General features: G+C 43.6%; 13 protein-coding genes. 5 read left to right on the plus strand and 8 right to left on the minus strand.

Annotated elements, in window-relative coordinates; all coding sequences use genetic code 11:
* Positions 1-172 precede the first annotated feature (172 nt).
* The 6 genes from VF500_RS10150 to VF500_RS10175 form a co-directional block, all read right to left on the minus strand.
* The gene (locus VF500_RS10150; protein WP_330859562.1) at positions 173-1,549 is read right to left on the minus strand and encodes an MFS transporter; all 1,377 of its coding nucleotides are present in this window, start codon (positions 1,547-1,549) and stop codon (positions 173-175) included.
* Positions 1,550-1,798: 249 nt separating this feature from the next.
* Positions 1,799-3,517 carry an alpha-amylase family glycosyl hydrolase gene (locus VF500_RS10155; protein ID WP_330859563.1) on the minus strand — a complete coding sequence of 573 codons (1,719 nt, stop codon included), beginning with the start codon at positions 3,515-3,517 and terminating at the stop codon, positions 1,799-1,801.
* Between the two features lie 80 nt (positions 3,518-3,597).
* On the minus strand, positions 3,598-3,966 hold the full coding sequence (locus tag VF500_RS10160; RefSeq protein WP_330859564.1) for a hypothetical protein: 369 nt from the start codon (positions 3,964-3,966) through the stop codon (positions 3,598-3,600).
* Between the two features lie 9 nt (positions 3,967-3,975).
* Positions 3,976-6,285: a glycoside hydrolase family 65 protein gene (locus VF500_RS10165; RefSeq protein WP_330859565.1), complete on the minus strand. Its 2,310-nt coding sequence runs from the start codon at positions 6,283-6,285 to the stop codon at positions 3,976-3,978.
* A gap of 112 nt (positions 6,286-6,397) precedes the next feature.
* The gene (gene pgmB, locus VF500_RS10170; protein WP_330859566.1) at positions 6,398-7,048 is read right to left on the minus strand and encodes a beta-phosphoglucomutase; all 651 of its coding nucleotides are present in this window, start codon (positions 7,046-7,048) and stop codon (positions 6,398-6,400) included.
* Positions 7,049-7,092: 44 nt separating this feature from the next.
* The gene (locus VF500_RS10175; protein WP_330859567.1) at positions 7,093-8,955 is read right to left on the minus strand and encodes a glycoside hydrolase family 13 protein; all 1,863 of its coding nucleotides are present in this window, start codon (positions 8,953-8,955) and stop codon (positions 7,093-7,095) included.
* Positions 8,956-9,718: 763 nt separating this feature from the next.
* Between VF500_RS10175 and VF500_RS10180 the strand changes: the two genes are divergently transcribed.
* Positions 9,719-10,078, plus strand: a complete 360-nt coding sequence (locus tag VF500_RS10180) for a hypothetical protein (protein ID WP_330859568.1) — start codon at positions 9,719-9,721, stop codon at positions 10,076-10,078.
* 132 nt (positions 10,079-10,210) lie between these two features.
* Positions 10,211-10,741 (plus strand): ferritin, encoded by a 531-nt coding sequence (locus VF500_RS10185; RefSeq protein ID WP_330859569.1) that lies wholly within the window; start codon positions 10,211-10,213, stop codon positions 10,739-10,741.
* Between the two features lie 120 nt (positions 10,742-10,861).
* On the opposite strand, the gene VF500_RS10190 is transcribed toward VF500_RS10185, so the two are convergent.
* Positions 10,862-11,122, minus strand: coding sequence for a (2Fe-2S) ferredoxin domain-containing protein (locus VF500_RS10190; protein ID WP_330859570.1), 261 nt, complete (start codon positions 11,120-11,122; stop codon positions 10,862-10,864).
* Between the two features lie 253 nt (positions 11,123-11,375).
* Positions 11,376-12,530: a DUF3095 domain-containing protein gene (locus tag VF500_RS10195; RefSeq protein WP_330859571.1), complete on the minus strand. Its 1,155-nt coding sequence runs from the start codon at positions 12,528-12,530 to the stop codon at positions 11,376-11,378.
* 161 nt (positions 12,531-12,691) lie between these two features.
* Here VF500_RS10195 and VF500_RS10200 point away from each other — a divergent pair, with 161 nt between their 5' ends.
* From VF500_RS10200 to VF500_RS10210, 3 genes are all read left to right on the plus strand, one after another.
* Positions 12,692-13,042, plus strand: a complete 351-nt coding sequence (locus VF500_RS10200) for a glyoxalase superfamily protein (RefSeq protein WP_330859572.1) — start codon at positions 12,692-12,694, stop codon at positions 13,040-13,042.
* Positions 13,043-13,196: 154 nt separating this feature from the next.
* Positions 13,197-13,769 (plus strand): thermonuclease family protein, encoded by a 573-nt coding sequence (locus VF500_RS10205; protein WP_330859573.1) that lies wholly within the window; start codon positions 13,197-13,199, stop codon positions 13,767-13,769.
* 35 nt (positions 13,770-13,804) lie between these two features.
* Positions 13,805-14,359: penicillin acylase family protein (locus VF500_RS10210; protein ID WP_330859574.1), on the plus strand; the 555-nt coding region annotated here is incomplete at its 3' end.

The raw sequence follows: 14,359 nt of genomic DNA on the forward strand, positions 1-14,359 counted from the left end.
TAAGTTTTCTACTTCAACTAACTTACTTGTTATCAGCTCAGGATTTGGGGTATTACTTTCCATTCAAATAAATTAGTGGTTCTGCAAATATGTATAAAGTGTCCTTACTACGCAATATACAACAATTGAATTAACGAAAAATCATTAACCGTGCCAAATCCTTAATTTTTATTCAATTTGCAGCCTCAATAATTTGGATTTTTTTACCATCCTGAACAAAAAGTACAGCTATAGCTGCTAAAAACATAAAAACACCCGCCATTACTAACGCGTATATGGCGTGCCCGCTGTAAGCATACTTAACTATCGGCCCGCCAATGATGCCATTTACAATTTGAGGGAAGGTGATAAAGAAGTTAAAAATACCCATGTACACGCCTATCTTTTTGGCTGGTATTGAGCTTGATAGGATTGCGTAAGGCATGGCAAGGATACTACCCCAGGCCAGGCCGATGCCCACCATTGATAATATCAGCAAATGCGGATCAGAGATAAAGAATACCGAGATCAGCCCCAAGCCACCCATAGTTAATGAAAATGCATGCGCTTTTTTACGGCTCAGCTTTTTAACTATGCGCGGCAATAATAGTGCATACACTGCCGATACTAAATTATATACACCAAACAATACATTTACCCAGTTAGCAGCATCATTATAGGCTGCTGACGAGGTATCCCCTGCCGGGATGTGGTAAACATGGTCAACAACTGCCGGGGTGGTAAATACCCACATAGAGAAAAGCGCGAACCAGGAGAAAAACTGTACCAACCCCAACTGCTTCATGGTTTTAGGCATATTGGCCAAATCGGAGAAGATCTCCAGCAAGCCTCCCTGATGACCAGATTCTGTTTCGTCCTTTTCATGAAAGGTTGCATAAACTTCGGGAGGGTATTCTTTAGTACGGATCACCGTCCATAAAATAGCACCTATCAGTACCGCAGCGCCGATATAGAAAGAATAAAGCACGTTATCGGGCACAATACCCTGGCTGGCCGTTTTCCCTACACCAAACCATTCGGCAAAAACGTAAGGCAGCCATGAACCTATTACAGCGCCTACCCCAATTAAACAGGTTTGCATGGAGAAACCCGTAGTGTGCTGGCTATCGGGCAGATTATCGGCTACCAATGCCCTGAATGGTTCCATAGCTACGTTAAACGATGCATCCATGATCATGAGCATGCCCGCTCCTACTACTATAGGCGGGATCAGCGCTGCCAGCATGGATGAGTTTGGCATAAAGAACAATGCCACGCCTGAAAGGATTGCCCCCGTTAAAAAGTACGGTCGGCGGCGACCAAGCCGGTTCCAGGTCCTGTCGCTGTAATGACCAATGATAGGCTGAACAATCATACCCGTTATAGGTGCAGCCAGCCAAAACCACGACAGATGCTCCACATCGGCACCAAAGGTTTGCAGGATCCTGCTGGCATTACCTGTTTGCAGGGCAAAGCCAAACTGGATACCCAAAAAGCCGAAGCTCATGTTAAAGATCTGCCAAAAACTTAATCGTGGCTTTTGCGCGATAGTTGGTTTATTTTTGCTCATTGGTTCATTGGTTCAATAGTTCATTGGTACACTGTATGTCCACACTCGTCTAAAAGTACAGTAACACAGTGCTACGGACGGACGACAACCCTCACCATCCGTCATTGCGAGAGAAGCGTTGCAATCCTTCTACACCCGTCATTGCGAGGTACGAAGCAATCCCAAACTGTACAGGGCGGCTATACAAGCCCCTCTGTACAGTTCGCGATTGCTTCGTCGTTCCTCCTCGCAATGACGTAAAGGGAGCGGCTAAAACTCCAGCAACATACCGCTCATAGCCGGCAAGCTTACTTCAACACCGTTTTTAATATCATCGGTATTGAATTTAGTGCCGCTTAACAGGTCGGTAAATTGTTTATGGCCGCTTTGGTTTAATTTTGCTAACAGGTCTTCCGGCAGCTTTACGGTTAATTTACGCTCGCCCCGGTTAAAATTGGTTATTACTAATATACGCTGATTGATGGTATACCGGAGATAAATGTACTGGCGGGTATCAAAGCCCGGCTGGTGTTCGTTGGCTATCATCAGCTCATAAAAAGCGCCTGATTTAAGGGCTTCTGCATTATGAACAGCGGTGAGCAGGTTGTGATAAAAGCCTCTTAGTTTCTGTTGATCTTCGGATAGCTTTGCTCCGTCGTATTCATGATTGTTAACCCATTTTTGATGCTCGGGCACGCCCCAGTAATCAAATATAGAAGTGCGACCATCATTACCACTAAAACCTTCGGTACCCTGAGCCGGCTCCCCTACTTCCTGCCCGAAGTAAACCATTACCGGGCCGGTGTTCAACGTAGCGGTAACAATCATACCCGGAACAGCCAGCCATGGGTTGCCTGCAAAATCATTACAAGCGATGCGCTGCTCATCATGGTTTTCCATAAAGCGGAGCATGTGTTCGTCGATACCTTTACTATCATGGTTCCAAACGGCGTTAATTTCCCAGGTTGATGAGTTGTGTTCATCGCGGGTTAGGCGTTTAATGGCATCGTACAGGCCTACTTTATCGTACAGGTAATCGAACTTTCCTTTATAAATGTAATCGGCGTATTTCCCTTTGTCATAAGCCTCGCCAATGAATACCAAACCGGGATGCTCCGCTTTCAGTTTAGGAATCACCCATCCCCAAAACTCAATTGGAACCATCTCCACCATATCGCAACGAAAACCATCAACGCCTTTTTCGCTCCAGTAATGAAGGATATCATAAACCTTGTTCCACAGGGGCGGGATAGGGTCGAAATGACCGCGACGGTGATCCATATAATCAACTCCGTAGTTCAGCTTCATGGTCTCGAACCAATCATTAATTGATGGGGCAGCGCTGAACACATCGTTACCTGTTGCCCTGGCAGGATTTTCATCAAATTTCCCATCCTTCAGCGGGCTTTTAAACTCATCCCCTCCTGGGTTGTAACCCGCCGGTACCACAAAGGGCTGACCGGGCATATAGTAAAAGTCATTGGCAGCGCTGAAAGCTTTACCCTTATCATCATCCTCACCAAAATCACGCACACCGGCAGGTTTAACATCAGATCCATAAGTACGCGCAACATGGTTTGGTACCAGGTCCATCAATACTTTTAAACCGTTGTTATGGGTACGCTTAATAAGCGCTTCATACTCACCGATACGGTTTTTAACATCAACTGCCAGATCGGGATCGATATCGTAATAATCCTTAATAGCGTAAGGGGAACCCGCTCTGCCCTTTACAATATCCGGATCATCGGCTTTGATGCCGAATTGCGAATAATCGGTCATGGTGGCGTGCTCAATTACACCGGTATACCAAACGTAGGTAAAGCCCATCTTTTTGATTTGCTGCAGGGCTTTATCGTTGATATCGTTAAGCTTGCCAACGCCATTTTCTTCAATGGATCCGTTGGTTTTATTAAGCGTTTGGGTGTTGCCAAACAAGCGTGGCAGTAATTGGTATATAATGAGCTTATGATCAGTATTTTGTTCCATTCGTTTTTTTGTATGATGTTTTTGTGCGTAACCTGTGTTGAACAATAACACAGCGCTTAAAATAAAGATTGAATTTAACTTCATAAAACGGCCTTTTTTATATTAACCCGATGTGCCACAATACCGCCGACTGCCGAAAAAATAAAAGCCATCAGAATATCTAAAGCCGGATAAGGAAAAAGTTGAATCCCCAGTATAAGTAATGCTATCCATGCAAAAAAACCTGCAACCCAGGGCACCATAATTGCCACTGTTAAATTATATAGTTGCTTTTTTTCTGTGAGATGGATAGAGAAATAGCCGATACCGTAAAAAAATGCAGCATTAAATAACAGTGAAAAAATAAATGAGAACAAAGATGGCTCATGCGACATCAAAAGTGCAGGCAACAGAAATACACCTCCAGTCAAAAAACCTACACCTATTATAATCCCAATAACCCACTTCATATTTTTCTATTATGCTTCAACTAATAACTCATCATTGGCTTTCACCAGTTGCTCCTTACCGTAAACCAGCACAGTAGTTTCCACATCTGATGTATTTTTGATCTGCACACCTTCCTTGCTTACTTTAATGTTCAGCAGCGCGCCACGGAAACCAATATGGAATGAAAACGACGACCATTTTTCGGGAATGAATGGCTGGAATACCAGTTTACCATCCCTCACGCGCATACCGCCGAAACCTTCCACAACAGCCATCCATGTACCCGCCATTGAAGTGATATGGCAGCCATCCTCGGTATCATTGTTATAATCATCCAGATCTAAACGGGCAGTACGCAGGTAGAACTCGTAAGCGCGGGCCTCATCGCCCAGTTTAGCAGCCAAAATAGCGTGCACACAGGGTGACAATGATGATTCATGCACCGTACGCGGCTCGTAAAAATCAAAATTGCGGCGAATGGTATCTATATCATATTGATCTTCAAAAAAGTAGATACCCTGTAGCACGTCGGCCTGTTTAATATAGCAGGAACGCAGGATCCTGTCCCAGCTCCATTTTTGGTTGATAGGGCGTTCAGCAGCCGGCAAGTCTTTCACCAGGATCTGTTCTTTATCCAAATACCCATCCTGCTGTAAAAAGATCTGACGCTTTTCATCATAAGGATAATACATCTTATCTACAATATGACTAAATCTGCTGAACTCCAATGCCTCATCCAAACTGATCTTGCTTACCAAGGCAGCGTATTTTTCCGGTTCTTCAGCTTTTACTTTAGCGGCAACATCTATAGCATATTGCATACACCAGGTAGCCAAAGTACTGGTATACCAGTTGTTGTTTACGTTGTTCTCATACTCGTTTGGCCCGGTTACACCGAGCATTACGTACTGCTCCTTATCCTCAGACCAGGTAACCCTTTGCGACCAAAACCTGGCAATACCCAGCAATACTTCCAAACCATAATCGCCTAAATAGGCTTCATCGCCGGTATAACGTACGTAGTTGTAAATAGCAAATGCGATAGCTCCATTCCGATGGATCTCCTCAAAGGTGATCTCCCACTCGTTATGGCATTCGGTACCATCCATGGTAACCATAGGATATAAAGCTGCACCATTTTTAAAGCCAAGCAATTGCGCGTTTTCAATGGCTTTACCCAATTGCTTGTAGCGGTACAGCAGCAAATTACGCGTAACTTTTTGCGGCGCTGTCGACAGGTAAAAAGGCACACAATAAGCTTCGGTATCCCAATAGGTAGAGCCTCCGTATTTTTCGCCGGTAAAGCCTTTAGGGCCGATGTTTAAGCGGTCATCCTCTCCTGTATAAGTTTGGTTAAGCTGGTAAATATTAAAGCGAATGGCCTGTTGCGCCGATACATCACCATCAATAATGATATCGTTATGTTTCCATTTTTCGGCCCAGGCAGCAGCTTGTTCGGCAAGCATGGCGTCAAAACCTTTGATGCTAATGCGATTTAAAGTGGCGTTTAATTGATCAACCAGTTCTTCGGGTTGATAGTTTTGCGATGAAAGATTAGCCGCGTATTTGATTACCGTAATGCTTTCACCCTGCTTAGCCTGCAGATTAATTTTAGCAGCTACATATTTTTCTTTTTCGATAGCTTCCGTAGCGAGTTCAATAATTTCACCATTTTGCAGGATGCTGAACTTCATTCCTGTAGCCACCTCAAATCCTGTTTTTTTGGTACGCATTACGATGTAGCCGCCATCTGGCTGATTAGCTTTGCTTACCTCGTCCCAAAACTTTTCATCATAGTTGGAATCTTTGTTCACCACATCGCCATCAATTGACGGAGTTAAGGTGATGGCTCCGCTGAAGTTTAGCGGCGTAAGCGTGTATTTGATAGCACCTGTTTCATCATCGGCCATGCTGCAAAAGCGGATAGCCTCTACCTTAACTTCTTTGCCTGATGCCGTTTTAGCATGAAAATCGCGCTTCAGGTAACCTTCCTTCATGTTCAACTCGCGGCGAAAGCTAAGCACTTCACATTTGGCAAGATCAAGCTGTTCGCCATCTAACACCACATCAATACCCACCCAGTTGGCAGCGTTGAGCACTTTGGCAAAATATTCGGGATAACCGTTTTTCCACCAGCCTACACGGGTTTTATCGGGATAATAAACCCCCGCAACGTAATTACCTAACAGGGTATCCCCACTGTAAGCTTCCTCAAAATTGGCACGCTGGCCCATACGGCCATTACCCAAACTGAATATACTTTCAGAGATCTTATTATAATGAGCGTCGAAGCCTTCTTCAATTATCTTCCACTCATCAGCTTTTATGTAGTTTTTCATTTGCCCCCTCTAAATCTCCCCCTAAAGGGTGAGACTTGAATTTAATAGTTAATACTTTAATTATTTACGCCCTTTTTTAAGCCCTCTCCCTTTAGGGGAGGGTTGGGTGGGGCTACAACTTATACAATTTATCCAGGGTCATTTCATCCAACCCTTTAATAACCAGGTTAGCTCCCGTAAGTACATCGGGCGAGCCAATGCCTACTACCTTCATATCTCCGGCAACGGCGGCTTCAACCCCGGCAATGGCATCCTCAAATACCACGCACTCTTCGGGCAATACGCCCAAGGCCTGCGCACCTGCCAAAAACACTTCCGGATCAGGTTTGGCTTTGCTTACTTTGTTGCCGTCAATTACCGCATCAAACATATCGGTGATGCCGATTTTTTCCAATATGGTCATGGAATTTTTACTGGCCGAACCGAGCGCCGTTTTTAGGCCTACCGCACGACAGGTTTTCAAAAACTCCTTAGCACCAGGCAGGATCTCTTCAGGTTTCATCTGGTTTACCATTTCCATATACCAGATATTTTTTTGGGTAGCCAGTTGTTCCTGCTCGGCTTCGGTTTTGGTAACCCCGCCCCAACCTAATATTAATTGCAACGAACGCACACGGCTTACGCCCTTCAATTGTTCGTTCTGATGCTCGGTAAAATCAAAACCAAGCGAGTTGGCCAGCCTTTTCCAGGCTTTATAATGATAAACGGCGGTATCAACAATCACACCGTCGAGGTCAAAAATGCATGCTTTTATTGTATTCATTTTCTTGGGTAAAACACAGGGAATTAGTCCCCTAAGATATTATTTTAATGGGTAACGCCGGGGATTAATTCCAACACTAAAGTTGTCTTGGCCGGTATAGTTAATTTATCAAGACCAACCACTTCGTCGGTTAGCACATTCTTTGCTTTTTTGGCATCACCAATGCGTTCAAAATACCTTGCAGTTGCAGTTTCCTGCTCCTTATCGCTGCTATTGAATATGATCATTACCGTTTTTTGAGCATCATACCTGAAATAAACATAAATGCCTTTTTCGGGTACAAACTGCATCAGTTTACCGGTTTGCAGCGCAGTAGTAACTTTACGGTAGTTAGCCAGCTTGCTTACATAGTTAAAAGCGTCATTCTCCTTTTTATCGCGACCATCGGCGGTAAATTTATTTTGCTTGTCGCCGGCCCAGCCGCCCGGAAAATCCTCACGCACCAAACCATCGGGATTGGAGTAGTTTTTCATCAGGATCTCATCGCCATAATACATCTGCGGCACGCCACGCATAGTAAGCAGCATAGCCATGGCCGATTTGTATTTCGTAACATCTTCACCTACCATGGAGAGCAGGCGGCTCATATCATGGTTATCCATAAATATAGTATTGCGGGTAGCATCCTGGTATAAAAAGTCCTGAGCTACTACGGAGTATAAGCGACCAACACCATCTGTCCAGCCGTCGTTACCATTGATAGCTTCATAAATTGCATCTTTTAAAACACCATCAGTTATGCCAGGCAGTTGGGTATCAAAGCCCCGGTTAACTGTATTTCCCTGTGTAAAAAATGCCTGGTTAGCAGCCGACCATACCAGTGTTTCGCCAAATATGGAAAGCTTCGGAAACTCAGCTTTAACATCTTTTGCCCATTTGGCCATATAAACAGGCTCATTATAAGGATAGGTATCCAGCCTGAAACCGTCAATACCGGCGTACTCCACCCACCAGATGTGGTTTTGGGTAAGATAGTTTTGTACATAAACATTGCTCTGGTTCAGATCGGCCATGCGATGATCAAACCATCCATCCTGCATCAATTTACGGTCCATTGGCGATGCATGCGGGTCCATTACAGCTGCATCCCTAAAGTTTGATTTAGTATAAGTTGGCCACTGGTGTACCCAGCTTTTCATCGGCATGTCCTGTATCAGGTAGCCTTCGGTACCAGCGTGGTTGTGCACAAGGTCTTTGATCACCTTTAATCCCAGGCTATGGCATTTTTCTACAAACTTTTTATACAGGTCGTTAGTGCCGTAGCGTGGATCTATCTTATAATAATCGGTAACAGCGTAACCATGGTATGAAGCATGCGGCTCATCGTTCTCGATTTCGGGTGTGAGCCAGATAGCGGTAACACCTAAATTTTTGAGGTAATCGAGGTGGTTCATGATCCCCTGGATATCTCCTCCGTGACGACTGAACATCGAATCGCGGTGGATACCTCGTTCGCGCAGGTTATCAAACGAATCATTGGCAGCATCGCCGTTGCTAAAGCGGTCGGGCATAATGAGATAGATCAGGTCTTTATTGGTAACCCCTTGCGCCCTGCCTGCTGACCTGTCGCGTTTATTGAGCGTATAACTATAAGTAAGGTCCTTTTCACCGTTCTTCTTAAACTTTATCGGGAACGTTCCCGGAATAGCCGATGAAAAAATCTGCAGGTCAATGAATAAATAATTAGGATTTTCAACTTTATGCACTGCTTTTAGCTTTACTCCGGGATAAGTAAGCACTACATTACGGGCGGCAATGTTATTACCATGCACCACCAGCTGCAGGTTGGGATTGCTCATGCCCACCCACCATGACATGGGCTCAACACGCTCAAGTGCAGGAATTTGCGCCTTTGCGCCAAATGCAAGCAGCATACAGCACATGACGGATAGTAAGATTTTTCTCATATAAAAAATGATAAAAGGATAATTGGTTGATTAAGGACAAGCCTGTAACCGCGTTTCAAATTTATAATAAAATTAATTGCTTGTATGAAAAAGTTACAGATAAGTTAATCGCGATAGTGTTCCAACTGGCAGGTAACAAACTTTGTGCTATATAACTTACATCGTCGCCCTCTTGGCCGGGCGGGGCCAGTTACTTTACCTTAGATACAAAGTAACCAAACATCAAGACAAAAAAATGCTTCCCCCCGCAGGCCATACTCCCAGGCCCGCTTTTTTGTCGGGCCGACGCGCTTTTGTTTTGGAGGTTATAACAGATTTTGTCCTTTATTAAACTTTATTGTCTTGTTTCTTGACTCTAACTGTCTTGCTTCTTTCCTTTCCCGTCGGCAGGTAAGCTTCGGGCGAAAGCGGGCAGAACAATGGTGGCCTGTGCAATTGGAGGGGCATAGCAAGTTTTTGCAGAAGCGAGGGTAATGAGTGCGCGAAGCGGGGCAAAATAATTGCAGCCCGTGGTTCTGCCCGCTTTGCAGGGCAAAGGCCGGCGCAGGATGAGTGGGCTGGCCAGTGCGACAAAGAAGCCTCCCTGCCGACTTGACTTTTTGGTTACTTTTGTGTCAAGACAAAAGTAACAGCCACCCGCGGCAATTGAGCGGGCCAATGTCAGTTGAATACACTAAAGCTATCACTACCCAAAATCTGTTAAAAATTATTTCTATGTTTATTTGGATTGATTACAAATAATACCAATATTTGTATCCGTTATATGATTGCGACCACCGAACTAACTTTATGGACCGACGTTTTCAGCACCAGAACAGGTGCAGTTTACCAGTGCGATGCGGAGCGTTGTTGGTATGTTGATTTCGCAGGTAAAGTTGCAAGGTTTGACCATCGTAATTTCCTGAAACTGCGCAAAGCAGTTTACGCTATTGACATTGAGGAAAAACTCCTTAATACTACTACCGATCCGGATGTGGAGATCATTTTTATCTGCGCCTGCGATCATTGTTACGTGCTTTCACTGGCTCAGATCATCAATCTAAAAGAGCTTTTGGAAGGTACTTTTGTGATGCTGGAACTCAACCATATTATCCACGACCGTCTGTTCAGTAACTCTCTGTAATTTAGACCAATTCTCAATATAATTTAGATTAATTTCATATTGATTTTAAATTAAACTAATATGCTTTAACAGCATTATTATTGCATTATAATTTCATGCAATAAGGCATATAACGTTTAATTTATCAAGATCATGAAAGACCTACTCCGCATAAAAAGCCTGATATCAGCAGATATCGAATTGCTTTTAAACCAGCAAGTTAAGAAAGAAGCACTCTCTTCATCAATATATTTAGCCATGGCTTCATGGTGTAACCGCAATGGTTATGATTTTTCATCTGAATATTTTTTCAAACAAGCAGAAGAAGAACGCCACCACCAGTTAAAATTTTATAAATATATTCTTGATATGGGCGGCAATGCTGTATCACCTGAAGTAACCGGTATCAAACAGGAATATAACTCATTCCGCGAAGTGTTTGAAGAAGCCCTTGACCAGGAGATCAGCGTAACCAACTCTATCAAAAATATTTATGCACGCTGCATGAAAGAGCAGGACTTTATTACTATGGAGTTTCTGAACTGGTTCCTGAAAGAACAACGTGAAGAAGAATACAAAGCACGTCGCGCCCTGGAACTATTCGAAGTTATCGGCGAAGAAGGTACCGGCAGGTGGCAGATCGACAAACATGTTGGTCAGATAAAATATGATAGTGAGGCGTAAGCCCTACTCTCTCCAAAGGAGAGGGTTCTAATAAAAAAAGTCCTTTTGCTTGTGGCAAAGGGACTTTTTTTATGCATTTACTTGTAAAAGCCCTCTCCTTTGGAGAGGATTTGGGTGAGGTTACTTGATCAAATCCATCAACTTCAAAACGTCCTTAGCATGATACTCCTTTAACCAGGTATTTCCCGGCTGAATGCTGCATACCGGAGCGTACTTGCATCGATCGGTACATTCGGTTTCAATCACCTCTATTTCTTCGGGGCCGTTATTGTGTTTAATATAGGCTTTGGCTATCTTATACATATCCTTACCGCCGCGTTTTCCGCATTTGCTGCCTACACATACGTACAGCACTTTATCAGGTATAGTAAATTTGCCCATGATAGTAATTATTAAAATTACGTTAATAAATAGCAAAGTTAATGCTAAAAAATTTCAGAACCGGAATTTATTGGCTTTATGAGATTTAAAGGTTTTTTTTCGCTGTACGAAGTCTCTGACTTCGTACGTCTATGTATGTAGTCTTTGGACTACAGTATCACCTTTACAACACTGCATGAACCTGTAGTTACAAACTACAGGCATATTGGTTCGATGTCAGAGACATCGAACAGCGCACTATCAAGACATTCTTTCACATGCCCGCCAGCTTCTTTTTAATAAATCCTGCTGCCTTGGTATATCCGCCTTCTGATCCATCAACAAAATGGATATGGCCATCTTCCAGGTCGCGAACATAGCATGACATTACCGATTCGCGACTTACATGAAAGCCAAAATACAGTTCACCATCGCTTTCCAGTTTGGTTAATACTTCCTGCAGCTTTTTTCGTTGGGCTGATGTACCTGATATTACTGTATTGATCTTGCCATCAATAACCAGCGTGTCCGACATTTCAACCAGCCTGTTCAAATAATGCTTCCCTTTTTTGGTACTGAACCAGATATAACTATAAAGCATCACCATCCAGTCTTTAAGCAATTCCATCACTTTTACATTACCCAGCTTTACCTTCATTTCACGGCCCAACCGATCAAAAGTTGACTTAAGTTTCAGCTTAGGGACGGAAATCGGTTGCCGCTTTTCCGGATCGCCATAAATTTCATCGATATAACAGATCACTTTTTTGAAAACTTCGGCCTGTTTATTTTCCTCCCGGGCAACAACCAGCAGGGATACCACTTCTTCGCTATTTTCGGGTGGGGGAATCTTGTCCCAGCGGCACTGCATCCCGGTCAGGTCAAGCTCATCCTCTTGTGCCATGTAATCGAATGACTCCCCCTCATTGCCTTTTATTACTTTTTCGGCATAGCTCAGGCCATTGCCCAAAACAACCGGGATTGTAAAATTGCCGGTTGTGCAATATTTACTGATACATAGTTTATACCCCTCGTCATAAACTTGTTTAACAGGCACAATACCGGCGCGCAATTCAAGATCGAAGTTTTTACGGGTATTGTCCTTATATAAAACCAGGGCCTTCATTACCGTATCAACAATAGGTGCGGGTACAATAAACGTTGCACCATCACCTCCAAAAAAGAACGGCACCGTTATATTATGCTTAAACGCTATATTGAGTACGGATACAATGCTGCCTGTAGCAACGAAATTTACATTTTCGTGCTGGCCGCTGCTTACGGCAAGGGTACTTCCTTTAATATCGGTAATGATGATATGCCAGTCGGCAGGTACATTGTTAAACAACTCCTCTTTAATAAAAAGCTCACCAAGTGGTATGGTATTCACTTTCAGATCGGAGTAAAAATTCGGGTCGATGGCGGGCATTTTTTCTTAAATAAAAAACAGGCTTATTATGTTTTAAAGATCGTGTTCAATTACGAAAAACGATGCAACAGCGATGAAAAAATATTTTTATTGTTGTGATATTTCAAAGATAAATTCGACATTCAACCAGGTTAAGCCAACCATTATAAACCACCAAATAAATGAAAGCAATTGAAATTATCTCTATCCCGGTAACCGATCAGCAAGCAGCTAAAGCCTTTTACCTTAAATTAGGATTTGAAATTATGGTTGAGGCCAACTTTGAAAAACAAACCTGGATCCAGATGGCATTTCCCGGCTCGCCGGTTTCTATCACTCTTGTAAATTGGTTTCCGGAAATGCCGGCGGGCAGTGTACGAGGCCTTGTAATTAAAACTGACGAGCTTGATAAAGAAATTGAAGAACTAAAAACCAAAGGCCTTGAAGTAGGCGATGCCGAAAAAACGCCATGGGGCAGGTTTGCCGCCATTAAAGATCCCGATGGGAACGCGTTGAGTTTGCATGGGAAATAATATCGCCACTCGTCATTGCGAGGAACGAAGCAATCGCGAACTATACAGAAAGACTTACAAGGCCGCCCTGTATATCGAGGGATTGTTTCGTTACTCGCAATGACGTTTGTTAATAATACTTAATCAGCTTTAAAAAAATCTGCATTTTTACCACATGCTAAAAAGATACTCCGCCCTCTTGTTTATTCTTTTGGTTTTATGGGGTTGTAATCCTAACAACACCAAACAACCTGATGCCGATGTTTATAAAGTTGTAAAGGTAAAAGATGGTGATACTTTAGGCTTGCTTAGCAGCGATAACCAGCAGGTTACCGTTAGGCTTGCCGAAATTGACTGCCCCGAAAAATCACAGGCCTTTGGGCAGGCGGCTAAAAAATTCACTTCCGACCTTTGCTTTGGTAAAGAGGTAAAATTAATCGGGAACGTGCATGACCGTTATGGGCGTACAGTTGCGCAGGTAGTACTTACCGATGGTACAAACGTAAATTACGCACTGGTAAAAAACGGCTATGCCTGGCAATACAAGGCCTACTCCAAAAACGCCGAACTGGCTGCATTGGAACAACAGGCACGTGAAAACAAGCTTGGTTTATGGCAGGAAGCCAACCCTACCCCACCATGGGATTTCCGGAGGGAAAAGAAACAACCCAAAACAGATTCACTTCAAACCCCAAAACCTAAAAAACATTACCACAAGCGTAAACCAACGCTTGAATATGCAGCCTAAATGGTTAACTTTAGGGGCATATCATTACCCAATCAATGAAGTTTACAAAAGCGCTCATATCCATATTTTTCACTTTACTGCTCATCGGTGCACTGCAAACTAAAATTGGCGTTGTACCTCCATTGGGCAAATTCCTGAGCCCGGCAGATGGTTTTTGGCAAAATGCCGAAAGCAAGCACATTTTACCAGCTCTTAACCTTAAACTTAAAGGCCTGCAAGGCAAGGTTACCATCAAGTTTGATGAAAACCACATCCCGCACATTTTTGCCCAAAATAAGCACGACCTGTACTTTGCCCAAGGGTACATGACCGCTACCGACCGTCTTTGGCAAATGGATATCCAAACCCGGCAAGCGGCAGGCAGGCTGGCCGAAGTTATCGGGCCTAAAGTGCTGGACATTGACCGTTATCACCGCCGCATGGGCATGGTTTACGGAGCTGAAAAAACCATAAAAGCCATGATGGCCGATCCTGTAATTAAGGATATGATCCTGGCTTATACTGATGGTATCAACAGCTATATTCATCAGCTGAGCCCGAGGGATTACCCGATAGAGTTTAAACTCCTGAACTATGCGCCTGAAGAATGG

The organism is Mucilaginibacter sp., assembly GCF_036383575.1.
Classification (GTDB): domain Bacteria; phylum Bacteroidota; class Bacteroidia; order Sphingobacteriales; family Sphingobacteriaceae; genus Mucilaginibacter.